This window comes from Chengkuizengella marina (assembly GCF_009910845.1).
Lineage (GTDB): Bacteria > Bacillota > Bacilli > Paenibacillales > KCTC-33759 > Chengkuizengella > Chengkuizengella marina.
The window spans coordinates 25,043-47,902 of sequence record NZ_SIJB01000018.1 but is presented as its reverse complement, the minus strand read 5'-3'; the positions used below and the strand labels follow the sequence as shown (position 1 = coordinate 47,902).

Here is a 22,860-nt window from a genome sequence, read left to right as displayed (position 1 = left end):
GGACCAACCTTATTGTTTTGGCTTTAAGAAGCCTTTCTCTTTAAATATTTTTTGTGAAAAATCATTTTGTAAAAAAGTGATGAATGTTTCTGCTAATTTTTTTTTCTGTGTGTCATTGATAACAGCAATCGGATAGGTTATAGGATTGTTGTTTAAGGTTTGATCTGATGTATAAATGACTTTTGATCGATTTGATTGCAAAGCATCACTTTTATAAACAAACGCTGCATCTACATTTCCTGTATCAGTAAAATTTAAAGCTTGTCTAACATTTGTAGTGAGAATAAATTTTGCTTGTAATTCTTGCCACAGATCTAAATTTTTTAGTAATTGCTTTGTATAAATTCCTGCTGGAACAATCTCAGGATCACCAACCGCTATCGAAGTAACTTTTGGATTTAATAATTCATCTAATGAATTAATATATAAATCAGAATCGTTATTTGTTATGAGTACGATTTGATTTGAGAGTAAATTAACGATATGATTTGATTCAATCAAACCGAGTTTAACTAATTCATCCATATATTGGTGATTTGCTGAGAAAAACACATCTATAGGTGCTCCTTGTTTAATTTGAGATGCTAAGGTTCCAGATGCACCAAAATTATAAATGAGTTTAATATCAGTATTATTTTTTTCAAACTCGTTTTTTATTTCGTTTAGAGCATTTGTTAAACTGGAAGCGGCTGATATATTTAACTCAGTTACATCTTGACTAGTTTGATGATTACAGGCACTGATTAGTAAGATAAAAAATAAACATATACTAATTTTTAGAGTAAGTTTCTTTGTTGAAAACATTTCATAACCTCTTTTTATAATAATTGCCTTTACAGCCTCTATATTAGTATGACATAGCTATATATTACACTTAAAAGATGTGTTTAAAAAGTCTCTAATGATCTAAAACGATAAATTGATTCAAAAAACAGCAATTGCTTGAGAGGTGAGAAAAAATGAATCAAAAGAAAAATATAGTTTTGTTTCCAGGTACTTTACAAAGTTATCAGAATACTTTAACGACATTGCTAGAGACAGAGAAATATGATGAAGCGCTAAAATTGTTACATTATTTGTTACAGTGCGAAGGTGAGGATGAAGAAACATACAAGGAGTGGGAGTTGCTTTTAGAATGGTTAACAACTCATACAAAAACTTTGCAAGGAGATCAAAAAACTGATGGTGATGAAGAATGGGATGAAAAAAAAATTATAAATGAACAAATTCAAAAGAAGCTATTAGAGGATGAGGATTATACCAATAAATTATTAAAAATGTTAATGAATGAATCTTCCATTGAAAAAAAATGGTTAGCGTTAGATCAGCTAGTTCATATAGAAGATACTCAAATGAATAAAACAATAATAAATTGGTTTCAGAATGAGAGTCTGGATCCAATGTTGCAGTTTAAAGCCCTGCAAACATTAAAACAAAGAGGAGCAAAAGGTAAAATCTCATTTCATAAACTGGGTGAGAAATTAAAGGTTAATATTGAGAATACACCTATACATTTTAAGGATTATCCAAATGTCATTGTTGATGTGATACATCGTGTAAGGGAAGTAACTGAAACTAACGATCCGATCATTAGTACTTTTGCAGAACAGACTTGGAAAGAATACTTATCTTATATATATGGAACGAGATGCTACATTGAATTAACTCAACTTCACAATTCTGCTCCGTGTGCATATGCATTACACAAAATTTCATTGGAAATGACGATAGGAAACATAAATAAGGAACAATTAATGCAATCTTATGATCTAAAAAAAGATGATGTCTTAACAATGGAAAAGACATATAAAAATTTGAAATCATATATTGAAAAAGTTTTACAAATATATTGAAATGTTAGAAAATACATACTGTTGATTTTCTATTGTTAACTTTTATATAATTAAGTTTTGTAGGAATGGAAAATTTCTATCGGTCTTTCATGGACAATATTCAAAGTTTATCTTATAATGTAGTGGTTATAATGGTAAATATAGTTGATTACCAAATGAAGAATCGGTAAATTTTTTGGAGGGGAAAGCATAAAATGAAAGCAAGCTGGGAAAAATTAGAGAAGAACGAAGGCGTTCTTAACATTGAAGTAGATGAAAGCCAAGTAGCAGATGCACTTGATAAAGCTTTTAAAAAAGTAGCAAAAAAGGCTAACGTACCTGGGTTCCGTAAAGGTAAAGTGCCTCGTCAAATTTTTGAAGCTAGATTTGGAGTAGAAAGTTTATATCAAGATGCTTTGGATATTATACTGCCTGTTGCATACTCTGATGCAGTAATGGAAGCAAAAATTGAGCCAATTGATCGTCCTGAAATTGATATAGAACAATTTGAAAAAGGTCAGCCACTTAAGTTCACTGCTAAAGTGCAAGTTAAACCTGAAGTGAATCTTGGTGATTATAAAGGTTTAGAAATTCCTGAGAAAGACTTCTCAGTGAGTGATGAGGCACTTGAAGAGGAATTGAAAAAAAATCAGGAACGTCATGCAGAGTTAATTGTTGTCGAAGAAGGTACAGCAGAAAAAGGGGATACTGTTATCATTGATTTTGATGGTTTTGTAGAAAACGAACCTTTTGATGGTGGAAAAGCTGAGAAATACTCATTAGAATTAGGTTCAGGTTCATTCATTCCTGGATTTGAAGATCAAGTAGAAGGAATGTCTAAAGATGATGAAAAAGATGTAGAAGTTACATTCCCTGAACAATATCAAGCTGAAAATCTAGCTGGAAAACCAGCTGTGTTCAAAGTGAAATTACATGAAATCAAAAGAAAGAAATTACCAGCACTTGATGATGAATTTGCAAAAGATGTTAGTGAGTTTGAAACATTAGATGAATACAAAGAAGATATTAAAAAAGGATTACAAGAGGCTAAAGAAAAAGAAGAGGATCAGTATAGAGAAAACACAGTTGTAGAAAAAGCTACGGAAGTTTCTAATGTTGAAATTCCTCAAGTTATGATTGATACAGAAACAAATCACATGATTCAAGATTTTGAAAACCGCTTAAAAATGCAAGGTATGACTCTAGAAATGTATTATCAATTTTCTAATCAAGATCAAGCCACACTTAAAGAACAAATGAAAAATGATGCTGAAAAAAGGGTAAACCAAACTTTAGTATTAGAAGCAATTTCGGCTAATGAAAATGTTGAAGTTACTGAAGAAGATTTAAATGAAGAATTAGAAAAATTAGCAGGCATGTATCAAAAAACGTCAGAAGAATTAAGAAACATATTTACTGCTAATGGAAATTTAGAAACTTTAAAGCAAGATGTTGCTAATCGTAAAGCAATTCAACTTTTACTAGAGCATAGTGTAAATGTATCAGCAGTAGAAGAAGCTGAAGAAGTTAAAGAGGCTGTAGAAGAATAATTCAAAACAGACTTGTATAAGGCACAGCTATATTAGCGAGTGCCTTATTTTTTACCATTAAGGAAAATCTTATAAGATTAGTTTCAATATGACATCACAGTCATAACATGATAAAATAATTAAAATGAATTAAATTGTAACAAATTCATTTTAAGATTCATTTTGTATAGATAAAAGGAGATGTATGCATGAATCTTGTACCTATAGTAGTTGAGCAAACGAATCGTGGAGAGAGATCTTATGATATATATTCACGATTACTAAAGGATCGAATTATTTTTTTAGGCAGTGCAATTGATGATAATGTGGCAAACATTGTCATAGCGCAAATGTTATTTTTAGCTGCGGATGACCCAGATAAAGATATACATTTGTATATTAATTCACCTGGAGGCTCTGTTACTGCAGGAATGGGAATTTTTGATACTATGCAATTTATAAAACCAGATGTTTCAACGATTTGTGTTGGATTGGCTGCAAGTATGGGATCATTATTACTTACAGCAGGAGCTGAAGGAAAACGTTTTGCATTACCCAATAGCGAAGTCATGATACATCAACCTCTTGGTGGTGTAAGAGGTCAAGCAACTGATATTAAAATTCATGCCGATTGGATCATTCGTACAAAGAAAAAGTTAAATCAAATATATGTAGAGAGAACAGGACAACCTATAAGTAAAATAGAGAGAGATACTGATAGGGATTTCTTTATGAGTGCTGACGAATCAAAGGAATATGGGTTAATTGATGAAGTTATCACTCGTACCGATTTTATAAAGGAGTGATGGAATGTTTAAGTTTAACGATGAAAAAGGTCAATTAAAATGTTCTTTCTGTGGGAAATCACAAGAACAAGTAAGAAAGTTAGTTGCTGGTCCAGGTGTATATATTTGTGATGAATGTATAGATTTATGTACTGAAATCGTTGAAGAAGAATTAGGGACTGAAGAAGAGTTAGAAGTTCAAGAAATACCAAAACCTCAAGAGATTTTTGGTATCTTAAATGATTATGTAATCGGTCAAGAACATGCAAAAAAATCATTGTCCGTAGCAGTTTATAATCATTACAAACGCATCAACTCTAAAAATAAAGCTGAAGATGTCGAACTACAAAAAAGTAATATTGCATTAATTGGACCTACAGGTAGTGGAAAAACACTTTTAGCTCAGACATTGGCAAAAATTCTAAATGTCCCATTTGCTATAGCGGATGCAACTTCTTTAACAGAGGCTGGTTATGTAGGGGAAGATGTTGAGAACATATTATTAAAATTGATTCAAGCGGCTGATTACGATGTTGAAAAGGCTGAAAAAGGAATCATATACATTGATGAAATTGATAAGGTTGCAAGAAAATCTGAAAATCCATCTATTACAAGAGATGTTTCAGGTGAAGGTGTACAGCAAGCACTTTTAAAAATTTTAGAAGGAACAACTGCATCTGTACCACCACAAGGAGGGCGTAAACATCCCCATCAAGAATTCATTCAAATAGACACAACAAATATTTTATTTATTTGTGGTGGCGCTTTTGATGGAATTGAACCCATTATTAAGAGAAGACTTGGTAAAAAAGTGATTGGTTTTAATAATAATGACAATGGTAAGAATAACTTGAATAAAGATGAAGATTTCTTGTCATTAATTTTACCGGAGGATTTATTAAAATATGGTTTAATTCCTGAATTTGTTGGACGTTTACCTGTGATTTCTTCATTAAATAAACTAGATGAAACCGCATTAGTTCGCATTCTTAAGGAACCTAAAAATTCGTTAGTAAAACAATATCAAAAATTACTTGAAATTGATGGTGTAGAGCTTGAGTTTGAAGATAATGCCCTAAGTGAAATAGCCAAAGAAGCCATTAAAAGGAATACAGGTGCCAGAGGTTTAAGAGCTATTATAGAAGGTGTAATGTTGGATGTAATGTATGAGGTTCCATCCAAAACAGATATTAAAAAATGCATTATCAAAGAGGATGTTATTAAGAATAATGTAGCTCCTCAGTTGTTAAAAGATAACAAAAGCAAAGAAGAAAGTGCATAAAATAAATTCATAAAATCTAAATTACCTATCTCACTACTTTCTGGTTTATAAATAGATGTATTGAGATAGGTAGTTGTATTTCATGGGAGAGACGGTTATGTTTTTAAGGGATGAGACGATACCTGTTAAGGTTGGGGATTTAACGATTGGTGGAAATAATGAGTTAATTATTCAAAGTATGTGTACAACAAAAACAGCAGATGTAAAAGCAACTGTTGCTGAAATTCATCGATTGGAAGAAGCCGGATGCCAATTGGTTAGAGTCACAGTTAACAATCAAGAAGCTGCGGATGCAATTAAAGAAATTAAAAAACAAATTAATATTCCATTAGTTGCAGATATTCATTTTGATTACAGGTTAGCTCTTGCCGCTATAGAGAATGGAATTGATAAAGTTAGAATTAACCCTGGAAATATTGGGAAGAGAGAAAAAGTTGAAGCTGTAGTTAAAGCATGTAAAGAGCGTGGTATACCTATTCGTATTGGTGTAAATGCAGGTTCACTTGAAAATCATTTATTAGATAAATATGGATATCCAACACCTGATGCTATGGTTGAAAGTGCTGAATTTCATATTCGGATTTTAGAAGAACTTGATTTTAAAGACATTATTGTATCTTTAAAAGCATCAGATGTACCCATGGCTATAGAAGCTTATACTAAGTTTTCAGAAAAATTTAATTATCCATTACACTTAGGGATAACAGAGGCAGGTACCTTACATGCTGGAACAATCAAAAGTGCAGCAGGTTTAGGTGCAATGTTAGATAAAGGGTTAGGTTCTACTATGCGCATTTCTTTAAGTGCAGATCCAGTTGAAGAAGTAAAAGTGGCAAGGGAATTATTAAAATCATTTGGTTTGATATCAAACGCGGCAACACTTGTTTCATGTCCAACTTGTGGAAGACTTGATATTGATTTATTCTCGATTGCTAATGAAGTGGAAGAATACATTCAAAATGTAAAGGTACCAATTAAAGTTTCAGTATTAGGTTGCGCTGTAAATGGACCAGGAGAAGCACGAGAAGCAGATATCGGTATCGCAGGTGCGAGAGGTGAAGGAATGTTATTTAGGTATGGAGAAATGATCCGTAAGGTACCAGAGGCTGAGTTAGTAAATGAATTGAAAAAAGAAATTGATGTGATTGTAGAAAGTTTTGAAAAAACTGGGGAAATCCCAGGGCGCTCAAACAATTCAAATAGTGAAGAAGTGCGTTGAAACATATTCCATATAAACCAGTGAATATTTATATTTCAATCGAGCCATAATACTTTTGACGGTGAAAGAGAGGTGTGGTTCCGTTGGACAACCAATTCAACGAATCAGCCAAAGTGATTCTTTCTGATTCGATGTAGAAGAAATATCTACCATTGGAATAAGCCAAAAGCTTTGACAAAGGTTAAATTTTATTATACTCAAATATGATAAAAGTTTCTCCTCGTTATATATTGGAAATGATTTCAAAAAATCACCGTCGAAGACTCCTAACTATTAGTTAGGAGTCTTTTTTGTTTTCGACTTTTCTATGGGTTTGCGTATGAAGTTAGGTTATGCATGGTAATACTAGCTTGTAGTTAGAAGAAAAAAGGAGGTAGAATCCATTATGAGTTTTATGGTCGTGTTAATGATTATTCAAGGTTTTTTTGCTGTAGTCATTGGATTGTATTTTTGGAATCAATTAAGAAGTCAACAAAACAGTAAATCAGCTGTTGATAAAGAATCCAAAAGAGAAATGGAAAAATTACATAAATTGAGATCTATACATTTAACCCAACCTTTAGCTGAAAAAGCTAGACCTATTACCTTGGAAGATATTATAGGACAAAAAGAAGGACTAAGAGCATTAAAAGCTAGTTTATGTGGACCTAATCCACAACATGTAATTATATATGGTCCTCCAGGAGTAGGGAAAACAGCTGCTGCTAGGGTTGTTTTAGAAGAAGCAAAGAAAAATATATTTTCACCTTTTTATAAAGATTCAAAATTTACTGAAATAGATGCAACGATTGCTCGTTTTGATGAAAGGGGAATTGCAGATCCTTTAATTGGTTCTGTGCATGACCCAATATATCAAGGAGCAGGAGCAATGGGTGTTGCAGGTATCCCCCAGCCTAAACCTGGTGCTGTGACTAAAGCTCATGGAGGTATATTATTTATAGATGAAATTGGAGAGCTGCACTCTGTTCAAATGAATAAACTATTAAAAGTTCTTGAAGATCGAAAAGTGTTTTTAGAAAGTTCGTATTATAGTGCAGATGATAAAAATATTCCACAATTTATCCATGATATATTTCAAAATGGATTACCTGCTGACTTTAGATTAGTTGGAGCGACAACCAGAACTCCTGAAGAAATACCTCCTGCTATTAGATCCCGCTGTATAGAGGTGTTTTTCAAACCACTTTTACCTAAAGAAACTGCTACTATTGCGGCCAATGCAGTTAAAAAAATTGGAATGCCTTGTGAAGATAAAGCAATTGATGTGATAAGTAAATACGCTACGAATGGGCGAGAGGCAGTAAATATTGTACAGATGGCAGCTGGGATTTCCATGACAGATCAAAGAAAGAAAATAACAGCTGAAGATGTTGAATGGGTAATTAATAGCAGTAATATACAACCACGTCCAGATAATAAAATTCCGAGTCAGCCTAAAGTAGGATTAGTGAATGGCCTTGCAGTTTTTGGTTCAAATATAGGATGTTTATTAGAAATTGAAGCAACGGCAACACAAACTAAAATACCTAGTAAAGGTAAATTTACGATAACTGGTGTTGTAGATGAGGAAGAAATGGGCGGTGGCGGCAAAAAAATTCGTCGTAAAAGCATGGTTAAAAGTTCCTTAGAAAACGTACTCACTGTATTAAGGCGGGTTGGGATTAATGCTGATGATTATGACATTCACATTAATTTTCCAGGTGGCATTCCTATGGATGGACCATCAGCAGGTGTTACTATTGCTACAGCCATTACATCTGCAGTAAATAACATTCCTGTAGATAATAAAATGGCTATGACTGGTGAAGTGAGCATTCATGGAAAAGTAAAACCTGTTGGAGGAGTTGTAGCTAAAGTAGAAGCAGCAATTCAAGCAGGTGCCAAAAAAGTATTTATTCCGAAAGAAAATTGGCAAGATTCATTTTTTTCAATAAAAGGAATTGAAGTTATTCCCATGGAGACCATAGAACAGGTGCTTAAATATTCACTTGGTGTTGAATATAATGACCAATCTAAACAACAAAAAATAGACAATGAAGACATAGAAGTTAAAGTGCTTCCAGTTTTTCAACCAGGTACACCTACATTAGAACAATAGTCTTTTATGTCACATAGAATGTATCAATATATAAATAAAATTGCAAATATATTGAAAATATGGGCGAGATCAGTTAGAAATTGGTTTTTTAATTAAGCATTTGATAAAATAATATACAGCTATAGGAAAGAATCTTTGGGGGTACTAGAGATGAGTCTAAATAAAACAAGAGAAGATCGCTTGCCATTATTACCTTTACGTGGATTACTTGTTTATCCAAGTATGGTATTGCATCTTGATGTTGGTAGAGAAAAGTCAGTTAAAGCCCTTGAAAGAGCGATGGTAGAAAACAACTTGATTCTGCTTTGTTCTCAATCTGAGGTGAGTATTGAAGCACCAACTGAAGATGATATTTATAAAATTGGTACCAAAGCAAAAGTAAGACAAATGCTGAAGCTTCCTAACGGAACGATCAGGGTGCTAGTGGAAGCGTTAAATCGTTGTGAAATTGTAGAATATATTGATAATGATGAATTTTATGAAGTATACGCTAAAGATTTATTTGATGTATTATCAGATAACTCAGAGAACAATGCATTGATGAGAAGTGTATTGAAACAATTTGAGAACTATATCTCCTTGTCAAAAAAAGTTACACCTGAAACCCTGGCATCTGTTTCTGATATTAATGAACCAGGAAGATTGGCAGATGTTATTTCTAGTCACTTATCTTTAAAAATTAAAGATAAACAGAAGATACTTGAAACGTTGGATGTTCATGAAAGATTGGAAAAAGTCTTGAATATCTTAAATGACGAACGTGAAGTCCTTGAATTAGAAAAACAAATTAATAAACGTGTCAAGAAACAGATGGAGAAAACACAGAAAGAATATTATTTGCGGGAGCAGATGAAAGCTATTCAAAAGGAATTAGGCGATAAAGAAGGCAGAGCAGGAGAAGTGGAAGAGCTTCGAGCTCAACTTGCTAAAATAGAAGTACCTGAAAAAATTAAAGAAAAAATTGAAAGAGAAATAGAACGTTTGGAAAAAATGCCTTCTACATCTGCAGAAGGTGGAGTTATTCGTAATTATATAGATTGGATGATTGCTTTACCATGGAGCAAACAAACGGAAGATGATTTAGACATCACTCATGCTGAAAAAATCTTAGATGAAGACCATTATGGTCTTGAAAAACCAAAAGAACGAGTACTGGAATATTTAGCTGTACAGAAATTGGTTAAAAAAATAAAAGGACCTATACTTTGTCTAGTTGGTCCACCAGGAGTAGGGAAAACTTCTTTAGGGAGGTCCATCGCTAGAACATTAGGACGTGAATTTGTACGTATCTCATTAGGTGGGGTTAGAGATGAAGCAGAGATCCGTGGTCATAGACGAACCTATGTAGGTGCTATGCCAGGTCGGATTATACAAGGTTTGAAAAATGCTGGAACAAACAACCCCGTTTTTTTATTAGATGAAATCGATAAGATGTCTATGGATTTTCGTGGCGACCCTGGATCTGCATTGTTAGAAGTTTTAGATCCTGAGCAAAACAGCACTTTTAGTGATCATTTTATTGAACAACCATTTGATTTATCTAATGTCATGTTTATTACAACAGCGAATGCAGTTCATAACATTCCACGTCCTTTATTGGATCGTATGGAAATGTTATATATATCAGGTTATACAGAAATTGAAAAATTAGAAATTGCAAAGAAATATTTACTTCCTAAACAGAGAAAAGAACATGGATTAACTGATGACCAGTTAGTTGTAGATGATAAAATGATATTATCGATTATTCAAGAGTATACTCGTGAAGCAGGTGTAAGGAACTTAGAACAACAAATCGCTTCGCTTTGTCGTAAAGTAGTTAAGGAAGTTGTATCAACAGATGAATCTAAACAAGTAACCGTATCTACTAAAGATGTGGAAAAATACTTAGGACCTAGTAAGTATAGATATAGCTTAGCTGAAAAAGAAAATCAGATTGGGGCAGTTACTGGATTAGCATGGACGGAGGTGGGAGGAGATACTTTAACCATTGAAGTGACAGTTATGCCTGGAAATGGTAAGTTAACATTAACGGGTAAACTTGGAGATGTAATGAAAGAATCTGCGCAAGCAGCTTTTAGTTATACACGATCTAAAGCAAAAGAGCTGAATTTAGAGCCTGATTTTCATGATAAGTATGATATTCATATTCATATTCCAGAAGGTGCTATTCCAAAAGATGGACCTTCAGCAGGAATTACCATTGCATCGGCTTTAATATCTGCTTTATCAGATGTCCCTGTATCTAAAGAAGTTGCGATGACAGGAGAAATTACGTTAAGGGGAAGAGTTCTTCCAATAGGAGGATTAAAGGAAAAAGCCTTAGCAGCTCACCGGGCTGGGATTAAAAAAGTACTATTTCCTGAAGAAAACGAGAAGGATCTTAATGAGCTGCCAGAAACAGTGAAACAGGATATAGAATTTATACCAGTTTCACATATGGATACAGTTTTAGAGCAAACATTAATCCAATAATTTAGAGTATACCTTAAGTGATTACTCAGTTAAATGAGTAATCACTTATTCAGTTTTTCTTGTAAATAGACTGTATAAAGAACCTGGTTAGGTTCACTTTTATAGAAAGTGTAGGTATGTTAATGTGAAAGTAAATCAGGCAGAATTTATTATTAGTGCAGTAGGTCCAGATCAATATCCTAATGATGGATTACCTGAAATTGCACTTGCTGGTCGTTCAAATGTAGGGAAATCATCTCTAATTAATAAAATGATTAATCGCAAAAATCTGGCAAGAACAAGCTCTCAGCCAGGTAAAACACAAACTTTAAATTATTATCGCATTAATACTGATTTATATTTTGTTGATCTTCCAGGTTATGGTTATGCTAAAGTTTCGAAGTCAAGAAGACAAGAATGGGGAGAAATGATCGAACGATATTTGTTAGAGAGAGAACAATTAAAAGTTGTTTTACAAATTATTGATCTTCGTCATCCACCTACTAAAGATGATCAAGCCATGTATGAATGGTTAGTATATGAACAAATTCCTCGTATAGTCATTACTACAAAAGCTGATAAAATTTCAAAAAATAAACGAAATAAACATTTAAAAGTTATAAAAGATACGTTGCACCTTGAAAAAGAAGATCCAATCTTATTATTTTCATCTGAAGAAGGATTGGGAAAAGATGAATTATGGGGACTTATTCAAAATCAAATTGCCAAATCATAATTGACATATGATTTGGTTAATTTTATAATAAAATGACTGGTTGGTCAGTCAATTTATAAAATTATACAGAGGTGCAAATATTATGAAACTTTTAACTCAATTTAGTTTAAAAAATCCAGCAGCAATTATTATCATTTGTCTTTTGCTAGTTGGAGGAGGTATTTTATCTTTCCTATCTTTAAAATCAGATTTGCTACCAGACATTGAATTTCCTGAATTATCGATTACAACAATATATCCTGGAGCATCTTCGGAAGATGTGGATGAGTATGTAACGGGGGTTTTAGAAGAACAATTAGATTCTTTATCCAATTTAGAAAAAATGACAAGCCAATCTATGGAAAGTTTATCACGCATACAGTTAACTTTTCCAATTGGAACGGATATGGATGATACAATTCAGGATGTAAATGAATTAATAAGAGAAATTCAACTCCCAGAAGAAGCTGTGACGAATGTTGATTTATTTTCATTTGGTTCCCTTCCAGTTGTAAACCTTGCATTATTTCCAAAAGAGGATGAAGATATTACGGATTGGACTCTCAATGTTCTTAAACCAGAGCTATTAAATGTTAATGGAGTAAAAAGTGTTGCAATATCTGCTATTCCAAAGGAATTTTTAGAAGTAGTTGTAGATAAGAATTTAGCTAAAACACAAGGCATTAGTTTAAACCAGATTAAAGAAAAAATTCAAAACTCATTTTTTTCCTTCCCGGCAGGAACTATACAAAGTGATTCTGTCGTTGTACCCGTTCGAATTGATCAGAAAATTGAGACTATGAATGATCTCAATCAAATTCAATTAACTTCACCTATTACAGAAGAAACAATATTATTAGGTGATATTGCAAGCCTTAAAGAAGTGGAAAGATTAGATGAGCTTTCTAGATATAATTTAAAAAGCAGCATATCTTTATTAATTAATAAAAAGCAGGATGCAAACACAGTTGAAGTATCTGATCAATTTTTCAAAGTTATAAATAGCTACAACGATAAAATTGATTATGCTATCGTTTTTGATCAATCAAAAGAAATTAAATTATCCATCTCAGAACTAATCAGCAAAGGGATTTGGGGTGCTGTATTTGCATCTATCGCAGTTCTTATTTTTTTAAGAAATATTAGAGCAACAATTATAGCAGTGGTTTCAATTCCTTTATCTTTATTGGTTGGTGTGATCTTTTTGAAATGGTTTAATTACACATTAAATACAATGAGTCTTGCAGGTCTAGCCGTTGCTGTTGGTCGTGTAGTTGATGATAGTATCATTGTTATTGAGAACATATATCGAAAGAGGAGGCTTGAACCAGAAAAAGATCGGTTTCAACTAACGATTTCAGGAACACGCGAGATGATTAGTCCAATTATTTCCTCAACATTAGCCTCCATTGTAGTTTTTATGCCTTTGGGATTAGTTGGGGGAATTACGGGAGCATTTTTTATGCCATTTGCAGTAGCGGTAGTAGTTTCTTTACTTGCATCACTAGTGGTTGCAGTCACTTTAATCCCTGTTCTAGCCAATTATTCTTTTATCACTTTGAAAGAAAATAATAAAGAACCTTTTTATGTTCGCTGGTATGAGAAGTTGTTAGAATTTGCATTGAATAAAAAGATTTTTGTCATTACAATTTCATTATTGTTGTTGATGGGTTCCTTTTTATTTGTACCTAAGCTTGGATTTGTATTTTTACCAAATGAGAAAGAGAAAATGTTAGTAGCAGAAATCAACTTGCCACCATCCTCTGTTATTGAAAGAACAAATGAAGTATCATTAGCAGTTGAAAATAAATTAAAGGAAAATCAGGATAAATACCCCAATGTGTTTGTATCCATTGGAAATTATGACTACATGACGGGTACTAGCTTAGTGAATCGGGCACAATACTATATTGAACTTGCAGAAAATATGGATGTAGATGATGCTATAAAAGATGTGAAAATCATATTGGAAGACATCGTATTAACGAATGAGGAAAATTCAACGGTGAGTGTACAAGAGTTGCAAGCTGGAGGTCCACCTACACAAAACAATGTGGATGTGAATTTATTTTCAGATGATATTAGTAATTTGTTGTCTGCTTCTAAACAAGTAGAAGAAATGATGTTAAAACGAAATGATGTTAAGTATGTAAAAAATAATATGAGTGAAAAACAACAACAAATATCTGTGAATTTAGATGAAAGCAAATTAAGTGAATACCAATTATCTTCTTTTATGGTTTTGGCTGCAATTAGTGATCAAACTCGTCCTGTTGATGTGGGGGCGTATGAGCTTGATGGACAAGAACAAGAAATAAAAATACAATATGGCCAACCTGTATCAGGGGTAGATGAACTTGGTAATATTACATTTTTCTCTTCACGTGGTCCTGTGCAATTAAAGGACATAGCAGATATAACTGAAGATGATGTAGTCACTTCAATTCAAAAATTAGATGGACAAATTTATGCAAAAGTTTCTGCACTGGCTACAGGTAATAATATTTCCACTGCTACTAAAGAAGTTAAATCTGCTGTAGAGCAGCTGAAGTTTCCAGAAGGAGTAACTGTAAATGTTGGTGGAGGTAATGATGAAACAATAGAAGTACTCATAGATATAGTTGTAGCTATTGTTATTGCAATCGGATTAGTATATATCACAATGCTTGTGTTTTTTGGGAAGGCACGTCTTCCTTTTGTCATATTAACTTCAATATTGTTTGTTCCTATTGGGGCGATAGTTGGATTATATATAACGAAAGAACCGCTGTCTATGAGTGCAATGATTGGATTTCTTATGTTAGTTGGTATTGTGGTTACAAATGCGATTGTTCTTGTTGATCGTATTAATCAAAATCGTGCTAGTGGTTTATCTATAAGAGCATCTGTTATTGAGGCTGGAAAAACAAGAATACGTCCTATACTGATGACTGCCTTTGCAACCATTGCAGCATTAATGCCATTAGCTTTTACAACTCCTGGCGGGGGATTAATTTCTAAAGGTTTAGCTGTTGTAGTTATAGGAGGGCTAACAACGTCTACATTCTTTACTCTAGTATTCTTGCCTATTATTTATGTTTTAGCTTTTTATAAAACATATAAACATGAACAGTAAAATTTTAAAATATCTTTTATCTCCATGAATATGTTATATTAAAAAAAGGATTGGCGGAGTCAATCCTTTTATTTTAATTTTTGTTTTTAAAGTGAGTTCTTAATTATGATACAAGGTGATTTTATGACAGCATTTTCTTCAGAACAGAAAAGAAATATGATTTTAGATTCAGCATTTTATTTATTCTCAACCAAAGGTTTTTACGAAACTAAGATTTCTGAAATCGCTGAACATGCAGGTATAGCTAAAGGAACCGTTTATCTGTACTTCTCAAGTAAAGAAGAACTGTTTAAAGAGATAACAAGAAGAAATTTCAATGTATTTCTTATTGAGTTAACAGATGAGTTGAGTAAAACAGATTCATTTGAAAATAAGTTAAACATTATTGCTAAACATCATTTAACATATTTTTATAGTATGAGAAATCATACGAGAATTTTTTTTCAAGGGTTAAATAACGACCCCGAATTCATGCAATTAATGTTTGAGCATATTGAGAATTATGTAAATTTAGTTTCAGAAATATTGGATGTTGAATCGATAATTGAAGCAAAATTACATGCAAAAGCGTTTATTGGTATTCTTGAAAATTATAAAATGGACATTTTGTTTTCTAAAGACTTCACAATGGAAGATCTAAGTCAAAGAGTCAGTTTTGCAGTAAAGTTGTTTATGAATGGATATAATAATAAAGAGTGAAGAAACACTGCTCATTTTTTACCATTTTAAAAAAGTTGTAAAAAAGTATTGCAATTCTACCCAATAGATGTTATTTTTAGATTCGTTGAAATTCTCAAAATAGGAACCAGGATTCACTCAGACATTGAAACGATGGTAGGATATTGTTACCCTCGGAAAGTGAATGGCGTAGGTCCTAGCGGATGAAATTCAAAATATTTTATTCCTAGGAAGGAGGACCGAAAGATGGAATACTCAACTTTCGGAAGACACGTTGTTATAGATACTTGGGGAGTAGAAGTAGATTTATTAAATAATGTTGAATTTTTAAAAGAACATATGGTACAAGCGGCTGAAGAATGTGGTGCAACTGTATTATCTGTACAGGAAAAACAATTCGACCCTCAAGGGGTTACGGTCTTAGTCATGTTATCGGAAAGTCACATTTCCATTCACACTTATCCTGAAAAACAATTTGCTGCTATTGATTGTTATACTTGTGGTGTGACGGTTGATCCTGAAAAAGCCATCAACTATTTGGTTTCTAAATTAAACCCTGAACAGGTACACTCAAAAAAGATTATTCGAGGTTTAGGAGAATTAGGTGTAGAATCTCCAAACATAAAAAATGCGCAAGTTACGACTTGTTAAAATTAAAAATATAAATGGATAATAACCATGGAAAAATCCATGGTTATTTGTTTTACCCAACCCCCATAAACATCAATATATAGAGGTTGTTTAAAAAGTCCCCTACCATCACGAAGTAATTCATAGAAGAAACTCTACATAATCTTGTACAAACCCTTGAAGTCCAGTGCTCATGTAGCAGGCATCTACACTCCGCGCTTCCTTCTTACGGGTTCATACAACCTTCTTGGTGCTGAAAACGGAACTTTTTAACCCTTTTATTTAAAAGATTGTTTAAAATGGGGGGAAATGAAATGCGGAATAGACAGATGTTGATATTTATTATTATTGTACTTTTAGTAGCATGGCCGATTTATCAATTGGTTGATTTATATTTTGCTAAAAAAAGTGAGAAAGACAGTAATATCTTGTTATATCAAGTTTCATTATTTCAAATTGAATTGTTAAATAACTTAATTTATGACTCAATGAATGCTAGTAATACTGGACAATTAAACGTACTTAAACAATTTGCTTACACTTCTGATTATTCTCATCAGCATTTAGTTCTTGCCTATGGTGATTCCAAGTTAACTAACATGAATAGCTATTTAGATATTATGCAATATATTATCCGTTTGCAACTTGGGGGCGATCGTTTATTGAAACAAGAAGAGGTAGCGGTTTTTCAAGAGTTGAATAAAGCTTTCATAGAAATTGTTCAAGTTTATGAGACTTTACTTTCAGAAGATGGAAAAATCATTTCTTCACAGAATGACAAGTTAATGCAATTAGATGAAGCAGTTTCAGGATATTTAAGAAAAATATTGTTAGAGTAAACTGTTATTGGTCATAATAGAACAAAAGCCCTTACGGAAGTCATTTAATATGGATATACTATAAGAATTAACGTTATTTGTTTTAAATTGTTCAATTTTTCACATGTTTTTTAAGAAGTAGGTTGTCTAAATATGTTATAATAATGGAGTTATGTAATTATTTATGAAGGCAGGTGAGCACATGCACATTGTAGTAGTTGGATTAAACTATCGTACAGCCCCAGTAGATATCAGAGAAAAGTTCTCAATATCAGAGGAACAGACTCCCATTGCTTTAAGAATGTTGAAAAATACAAAAAGCATACTGGAATGTGTTATGGTAGCAACTTGCAATCGGACAGAGATTTATGCTGTAGTAGATCGTTTACATTTGTGTGGTCATTATATAAGAAGTTTTATGCAAAATTGGTTCGGAGTTTCTCGAGAAGAATTTGCTAAACATTTATATGTTTACGAAGACGAAGGTGCAATAGAGCACTTGTTCAAAGTAACTTGTGGATTAGATTCAATGATCATAGGTGAAACTCAAATATTAGGACAAGTGAAAGATGCATTTTTATTAGCACAATCAGAGAAAACTACAGGAACATTATTCAATCATTTATTTAAACAAGGGATCACGATGGCAAAAAGGGCTCATTCTGAAACTACAATTGGTGAAAATGCTGTTTCCGTAAGTTATGCAGCAGTAGAATTAGGAAAACAAATCTTTGGTGATTTTCGTAATAAAACAGTGATGATCATCGGAGCAGGCAAGATGAGTGAATTAACAGTTAAACATATTCATGCAAATGGTGCTAAAAAAGTCATTGTTGTAAATCGAACCATCTCAAATGCTAAAAAACTAGCTGAGCAGTTTAATGGTATAGCTTGTTCTTTTGATGGTTTCCATAAATATATTTCTGAAACAAATATTATTATTAGTTCCACAGGGTCATCTGACTTAATTTTAAATAAGGGTCAGGTTGAAAGCTTGATGCATAATCGAAAAACATCAAGTCCATTATTCATGATTGATATAGCTGTTCCTCGTGATTTAGATCCTGATATCATTGATATTCCTAATGTATTTTTGTATGATATTGATGATTTGGAAGGCATCGTACAAAATAACGTTGAACAAAGAAAACATGAAGCAGAAAAAATTGAAATCATGATTGCCCAAGAAATCATAGCCTTTGAAAATTGGTACAATACGTTAGGACTTGGTCCTGTAATTCAAGCTTTGCAAGAGAAAGCGGCAGATATTCATGCGGAAACGATGGAAAGTTTATTGAATAAGCTTCCTGATTTAGATGAACGAGAGATTAAGGTTATTCGCAAACTATCTAAAAGCATTGCAAATCAGGTTCTTCACGATCCCATTCAACGTATTAAAGAGATGGCTGGAGATCGTAAAGGAGATGCGGCAATTCAATTGTTTTCTCATTTATTTGCTCTTGAGGAGAAACTTGAAGAAAACAAAGAACTCGTAAGATTAAACCATCTAGAAGAGAAGAAACAAAAAGCGGCTGAAGAAAAGGCCAAAATATTACCTTTATACAATCATAAACTAGCAGCTCGACCTTAGACAAAATGAATCTAGGAGGCTGCCATGGAATCAAAAACTTTTGTTTATGATATTATTATATATTTATATACCCTGAGCCTGTTATTTTCGTTCTCTGATACAATTTATAAAAATCGGAAAGCAAAATGGATTGGTACAGGGTTGCTTATTATCGTTTGGATTTTGCAATCCAATTTTTTTATATTAAGAATGATAGACAATTCATATTTTCCAATATTAACGATGTTTGAAACGTTGTTTTTTTTCTCTTGGGTTGTTGTAACGATATCATTAATGCTAAATTTTATATTAAAGCATGATTTATTCGTATTTACAGTTAATGTAGCTGCCTTTACCATTATGGCTTTAAGTTTTTTTAGCGATTCTTCTGCCATACCAACTTTACGAAACTGGGAGATTCATGATGAGTTGTTATTTATCCATATTACACTAGCCATAAGCAGTTATGCTTTTTTTTTAGTTTCCTTTATTTTGTCATGTTTATATCTAATGCTTTTTCGGATGTTGAAAGAAAAGAAATGGTCTAATTATTTAAAGAAGTTGCCAAGCCTTGAAAAGATAGATAAGTTTGCGTTTCTTTCTGTTATGATTGGATTGCCATTATTGTTATTATCTATTATCTTAAGCATAATTTGGATGGTGTTAACTGATCATTTATTATATTTATTGGATTTAAAAGTCATGAATTCATTATTAGTATTAGTAGCGTATATTTTTTACTTATTTAAAAAGTTAAAAAAACACACAACAGGAAATAAATTAGCTTTCTGGAATGTTATTGCGTTTGTATTGCTATTGATTAATTTTATAGTATCTAACTACTTATCTGATTTTCATATATGGATTTGGATGTGAAGAGCTGTGTATGATGTTATGCCCATTATGATCAATGTAAAACAAAAAGAATGTTTAGTTGTTGGTGGAGGGAAGATAGCGGAAAGAAAAATCAGTTCATTAATGGATGCAATGGCTAATATTAAAGTGATTAGTCCTAAAGTGACAGTTCAAATTAAACATTGGCACAACGAAGGGAAACTTCAAATATATAAAAAAAACTATGATGTATCTCAAATAGGAAAGCCTTTTTTAATCATTGCTGCTACAGACCAAAGCCAAGTTAATTTACAAGTTTATGAAGATGCAAAAAAACGAAACATACTCGTGAGTATAGTGGATCGACCTGACTACAGTGATTTTATTTTCCCCGCAAGCTTTAAAAGAGGGAAGTTACAAATTGCAGTTTCTACTTCTGGCGCTAGTCCTATTGTTGCTAGAACAATCAAGAAAGATTTAGAGAAACAGTATGGGGATGATTATGAGATTTATCTAGATTTTTTAGGAGAATTTCGTTCGTTTGTAAAAAAAACAATTCATGATACAAAACAAAGACAAGCTCTTTATAAGGAGATCATGGATTTAGATATACTTCGCTTGATACGTATAGGGAAATTTCACAGTTTTCAGAAAGAATTATATAAAAGATTAAAGGATCCTGATTATAAATATAATGGAAATATCAATTGTTAACTAGGGATAAGGATAAAGGAGTATAATCATGAGAACAATCATTGTAGGGTCAAGACAAAGTCAATTAGCACTTACACAAACCAATCATGTAATAGAGGCCTTAAAAGAAATATGTCAAATTCATAATATTCAAGCTCAATTTGAAATCAAAAAAATTGTTACAAAAGGGGATAAAATTCTAGATGTTACTCTTTCCAAAGTAGGTGGAAAAGGGCTTTTTGTCAAAGAAATCGAGCAAGCAATGTTAGATGGAGAAATTGATATTGCAGTACATAGTATGAAGGACATGCCTTCTGACTTACCAGAAGGTTTGATGATCGGTGCAGTTCCAAAAAGAGAAGATGTAAGAGATTGCATCGTATCTCAAGAATATAATTCATTGTTTGATCTTCCAAAAGGAGCAGTCATAGGAACGAGTAGTTTAAGACGTGCAAGTCAAATTAAAAATTATCGGCCTGATTTTCAAATTAAATTCATCCGTGGAAATATTGGGACAAGAATAAATAAATTAAACGATGGTGAATATGATGCAATTGTACTTGCTACTGCTGGTCTTAATAGAGTGGGATGGCAGGATAAGATAACTGAGTATATCTCAACAGAGCTTTGTATTCCTGCTGTAGGTCAAGGGGCATTAGGAATAGAATGCAGGGATGATGATGAGTTTATTATGAAATTATTATCACTTTATAATGATGAGAAAACAGCTAAAACAGTTCAAGCGGAAAGAGCTTTTCTAGCTACTTTAAATGGAAGTTGTGAAATTCCTGTTGCTGCACATGGAATTTTACAAAAAGATGAGGATACTGCAGACATACAATTATTTGGTCTGGTCGGTTCACCAGATGGAGAAACCGTCATCAAAGATAAAATTGTTGGTAATGACCCTGAGAAATTAGGAGTCCAATTGGCACAGAGATTAATTGATAGGGGTGCGGACCGAATATTAGATGAAGTGAGGGGAGAGAATTGACAAAGGGGAAAGTTTACTTAGTTGGAGCAGGACCTGGTGATCCAAAATTAATTACAGTGAAGGGTTTGGAATCCATCAAAAAAGCAGATGCTATTGTGTACGATAGATTAGCCAGTCCACGTTTACTAACTTATGCAAAACCCGGAACAGAAAAAATATACGCTGGTAAATTACCAAATCAGCATACGATGGATCAGGAGGCCATTAATCGGCTATTAGTTGATTTAGCTTTACAAGGTAAAGTTGTAACACGTTTAAAAGGCGGTGATCCCAATATTTTTGGTCGTGTAGGTGAGGAGGCATCTTTGCTTGTTGACCATAATATTGAATTTGAAATTGTTCCAGGAATTACTTCTGCAATTGCTGCTCCTTCCTATGCGGGGATTCCAATAACACATCGTGATTTTAATTCTTCTTTTGCAGTTGTAACAGGACATGAGAGGCCAGAAAAAATAGATTCTACAATTAATTGGGAGAAAATTTCGACAGCGACTGAAACAATTCTTTTTTTAATGGGAGTAACGAAGATAGGTCACCTTCGTGATCAATTAATAAAACATGGAAAATCTCCACAAACTCCAGTCGCACTAATTAGATGGGGTACAAGAGTAGAGCAAAGAACTTTAATTGGCACTTTAGAAACCATTGTTGATCAAGTAGAAATAGAAAAGTTCAAGCCTCCAGCTGTTATTTTAGTAGGTGAAGTTATTAAACTAAGGGAAAAACTAAAGTGGTTTGAAAATAAACCATTATTTGGGAAAAGAGTACTGGTAACTAGAGCACGATCACAAGCAAGTGAATTAGCTGATCAAATTGATGACTTAGGAGGAGAAGCTGTTGAATTTCCAGTCATCGAATTAAAACAACCAACAGATGAACAAGTATTAAATGAATTAGATGAAGCCTTACTAAAATTAAATGCATATCAATGGATCATTTTTACCAGTGTAAACGGGGTTGAATATTTCTTTAAGCGATTAAGAGATTTACGTATTGATATTCGTACGATGCAAAATGCACGTATAGCTGCTGTTGGTCCCAAAACAGCAAATGCTCTTGAAGAACGTGGGCTAGTTGTAGCCTCTATACCAAAGCAATTCCAAGGTGAGGGATTGTTAGAAGAAATTTTACCAGAATTAGAAAAAGGACAGCATGTTTTACTTCCAAGAGCTGATATTGCACGTGAATATTTACCTGAAAAATTAAGGAAACTTGGATTAAGCGTAACAGAAGTGGATGTATATGAAAATGTAATTTGTGATCATGGGCTCGAAGAGGTATTGACTTATATAGATAAAAATAGACTTCATATTATTACTTTTACTAGTTCTTCAACTGTTCGTAATCTAGTAGCTATTCTTGAAAAAAGTGGTTATAATGCAAAACAATATTTAACTGGCATACACATTGTTTGTATTGGACCTATTACAGCAAAAACTGCAAAGGAATTTGGATTTAATATATCAAAAGTATCAGATGAAGCTACAATTGAATCATTGATTGATGCGATTAAAGAAATATAAAAGTACGCAAAAAATCACTCACAAGAGTAAATTTCTACAGTATAATTTTTATTGATGATTTACGGGTGGGAGTAAATGAGTAAATGAAGGA

At 32.8% G+C, this 22,860-nt stretch carries 18 protein-coding genes; 17 read left to right on the top strand and 1 reads right to left on the bottom strand.

Annotated features, from left to right (window positions below; all coding sequences use genetic code 11):
* Window positions 1-9: 9 nt before the first annotated feature.
* Window positions 10-804: a molybdate ABC transporter substrate-binding protein gene (modA, locus tag ERL59_RS07600; protein ID WP_160645603.1), complete on the bottom strand. Its 795-nt coding sequence runs from the start codon at window positions 802-804 to the stop codon at window positions 10-12.
* Window positions 805-959: 155 nt separating this feature from the next.
* On the opposite strand from modA, the gene ERL59_RS07595 reads away from it, so the two are divergent.
* The 17 genes from ERL59_RS07595 to cobA all read left to right on the top strand — a co-directional run bounded on the left by ERL59_RS07595 (window position 960) and on the right by cobA (window position 22,769).
* A complete protein-coding gene (locus tag ERL59_RS07595; protein WP_160645602.1) occupies window positions 960-1,853 on the top strand; it encodes a hypothetical protein in 894 nt (297 codons plus the stop codon).
* A 194-nt stretch (window positions 1,854-2,047) separates the two neighbouring features.
* Window positions 2,048-3,382: a trigger factor gene (tig, locus tag ERL59_RS07590; RefSeq protein ID WP_160645601.1), complete on the top strand. Its 1,335-nt coding sequence runs from the start codon at window positions 2,048-2,050 to the stop codon at window positions 3,380-3,382.
* A gap of 188 nt (window positions 3,383-3,570) precedes the next feature.
* On the top strand, window positions 3,571-4,167 hold the full coding sequence (gene clpP, locus ERL59_RS07585) for an ATP-dependent Clp endopeptidase proteolytic subunit ClpP (RefSeq protein WP_160645600.1): 597 nt from the start codon (window positions 3,571-3,573) through the stop codon (window positions 4,165-4,167).
* Between the two features lie 4 nt (window positions 4,168-4,171).
* Window positions 4,172-5,428: an ATP-dependent protease ATP-binding subunit ClpX gene (gene clpX, locus ERL59_RS07580; protein WP_160645599.1), complete on the top strand. Its 1,257-nt coding sequence runs from the start codon at window positions 4,172-4,174 to the stop codon at window positions 5,426-5,428.
* A 97-nt stretch (window positions 5,429-5,525) separates the two neighbouring features.
* Window positions 5,526-6,647: a flavodoxin-dependent (E)-4-hydroxy-3-methylbut-2-enyl-diphosphate synthase gene (gene ispG / locus ERL59_RS07575; protein ID WP_160645598.1), complete on the top strand. Its 1,122-nt coding sequence runs from the start codon at window positions 5,526-5,528 to the stop codon at window positions 6,645-6,647.
* A gap of 385 nt (window positions 6,648-7,032) precedes the next feature.
* Window positions 7,033-8,745: an ATP-dependent protease LonB gene (gene lonB / locus ERL59_RS07570; RefSeq protein WP_160645597.1), complete on the top strand. Its 1,713-nt coding sequence runs from the start codon at window positions 7,033-7,035 to the stop codon at window positions 8,743-8,745.
* A 150-nt stretch (window positions 8,746-8,895) separates the two neighbouring features.
* The gene (gene lon / locus ERL59_RS07565; protein WP_160645596.1) at window positions 8,896-11,220 is read left to right on the top strand and encodes an endopeptidase La; all 2,325 of its coding nucleotides are present in this window, start codon (window positions 8,896-8,898) and stop codon (window positions 11,218-11,220) included.
* Between the two features lie 124 nt (window positions 11,221-11,344).
* On the top strand, window positions 11,345-11,935 hold the full coding sequence (gene yihA, locus ERL59_RS07560) for a ribosome biogenesis GTP-binding protein YihA/YsxC (RefSeq protein WP_160645595.1): 591 nt from the start codon (window positions 11,345-11,347) through the stop codon (window positions 11,933-11,935).
* A gap of 82 nt (window positions 11,936-12,017) precedes the next feature.
* Window positions 12,018-15,029 carry an efflux RND transporter permease subunit gene (locus tag ERL59_RS07555; protein WP_160645594.1) on the top strand — a complete coding sequence of 1,004 codons (3,012 nt, stop codon included), beginning with the start codon at window positions 12,018-12,020 and terminating at the stop codon, window positions 15,027-15,029.
* Window positions 15,030-15,134: 105 nt separating this feature from the next.
* On the top strand, window positions 15,135-15,728 hold the full coding sequence (locus tag ERL59_RS07550) for a TetR/AcrR family transcriptional regulator (RefSeq protein WP_235929828.1): 594 nt from the start codon (window positions 15,135-15,137) through the stop codon (window positions 15,726-15,728).
* A gap of 225 nt (window positions 15,729-15,953) precedes the next feature.
* Window positions 15,954-16,358 (top strand): adenosylmethionine decarboxylase, encoded by a 405-nt coding sequence (gene speD, locus ERL59_RS07545; RefSeq protein ID WP_160645593.1) that lies wholly within the window; start codon window positions 15,954-15,956, stop codon window positions 16,356-16,358.
* A 293-nt stretch (window positions 16,359-16,651) separates the two neighbouring features.
* Complete coding sequence (locus ERL59_RS07540) at window positions 16,652-17,176, top strand: hypothetical protein (RefSeq protein WP_160645592.1); 525 nt, start codon at window positions 16,652-16,654, stop codon at window positions 17,174-17,176.
* A 181-nt stretch (window positions 17,177-17,357) separates the two neighbouring features.
* A complete protein-coding gene (gene hemA / locus ERL59_RS07535) occupies window positions 17,358-18,746 on the top strand; it encodes a glutamyl-tRNA reductase (protein WP_160645591.1) in 1,389 nt (462 codons plus the stop codon).
* Window positions 18,747-18,770: 24 nt separating this feature from the next.
* Window positions 18,771-19,601 carry a cytochrome c biogenesis protein CcsA gene (ccsA, locus tag ERL59_RS07530; RefSeq protein WP_160645590.1) on the top strand — a complete coding sequence of 277 codons (831 nt, stop codon included), beginning with the start codon at window positions 18,771-18,773 and terminating at the stop codon, window positions 19,599-19,601.
* A gap of 6 nt (window positions 19,602-19,607) precedes the next feature.
* The gene (locus ERL59_RS07525; RefSeq protein ID WP_160645589.1) at window positions 19,608-20,273 is read left to right on the top strand and encodes a precorrin-2 dehydrogenase/sirohydrochlorin ferrochelatase family protein; all 666 of its coding nucleotides are present in this window, start codon (window positions 19,608-19,610) and stop codon (window positions 20,271-20,273) included.
* Window positions 20,274-20,301: 28 nt separating this feature from the next.
* The gene (hemC, locus tag ERL59_RS07520; RefSeq protein ID WP_160645588.1) at window positions 20,302-21,246 is read left to right on the top strand and encodes a hydroxymethylbilane synthase; all 945 of its coding nucleotides are present in this window, start codon (window positions 20,302-20,304) and stop codon (window positions 21,244-21,246) included.
* The gene (gene cobA / locus ERL59_RS07515; RefSeq protein WP_160645587.1) at window positions 21,243-22,769 is read left to right on the top strand and encodes a uroporphyrinogen-III C-methyltransferase; all 1,527 of its coding nucleotides are present in this window, start codon (window positions 21,243-21,245) and stop codon (window positions 22,767-22,769) included. The genes hemC and cobA overlap by 4 nt, the downstream gene beginning before the upstream one ends.
* The last annotated feature ends 91 nt before the right edge of the window (window positions 22,770-22,860 follow it).

Excerpts from the sequence above, each read along its gene's own strand:
- tig (WP_160645601.1), top strand. The coding sequence starts at position 2,048 with ATGAAAGCAAGCTGGGAAAAATTAGAGAAGAACGAAGGCGTTCTTAAC.
- hemC (WP_160645588.1), top strand. The coding sequence starts at position 20,302 with ATGAGAACAATCATTGTAGGGTCAAGACAAAGTCAATTAGCACTTACA.
- ERL59_RS07555 (WP_160645594.1), top strand. The coding sequence starts at position 12,018 with ATGAAACTTTTAACTCAATTTAGTTTAAAAAATCCAGCAGCAATTATT.
- clpP (WP_160645600.1), top strand. The coding sequence starts at position 3,571 with ATGAATCTTGTACCTATAGTAGTTGAGCAAACGAATCGTGGAGAGAGA.
- ispG (WP_160645598.1), top strand. The coding sequence starts at position 5,526 with ATGTTTTTAAGGGATGAGACGATACCTGTTAAGGTTGGGGATTTAACG.
- ERL59_RS07550 (WP_235929828.1), top strand. The coding sequence starts at position 15,135 with ATGATACAAGGTGATTTTATGACAGCATTTTCTTCAGAACAGAAAAGA.
- ccsA (WP_160645590.1), top strand. The coding sequence starts at position 18,771 with ATGGAATCAAAAACTTTTGTTTATGATATTATTATATATTTATATACC.
- lonB (WP_160645597.1), top strand. The coding sequence starts at position 7,033 with ATGAGTTTTATGGTCGTGTTAATGATTATTCAAGGTTTTTTTGCTGTA.
- lon (WP_160645596.1), top strand. The coding sequence starts at position 8,896 with ATGAGTCTAAATAAAACAAGAGAAGATCGCTTGCCATTATTACCTTTA.
- ERL59_RS07540 (WP_160645592.1), top strand. The coding sequence starts at position 16,652 with ATGCGGAATAGACAGATGTTGATATTTATTATTATTGTACTTTTAGTA.
- hemA (WP_160645591.1), top strand. The coding sequence starts at position 17,358 with ATGCACATTGTAGTAGTTGGATTAAACTATCGTACAGCCCCAGTAGAT.
- modA (WP_160645603.1), bottom strand. The coding sequence starts at position 804 with ATGTTTTCAACAAAGAAACTTACTCTAAAAATTAGTATATGTTTATTT.
- speD (WP_160645593.1), top strand. The coding sequence starts at position 15,954 with ATGGAATACTCAACTTTCGGAAGACACGTTGTTATAGATACTTGGGGA.
- clpX (WP_160645599.1), top strand. The coding sequence starts at position 4,172 with ATGTTTAAGTTTAACGATGAAAAAGGTCAATTAAAATGTTCTTTCTGT.
- ERL59_RS07595 (WP_160645602.1), top strand. The coding sequence starts at position 960 with ATGAATCAAAAGAAAAATATAGTTTTGTTTCCAGGTACTTTACAAAGT.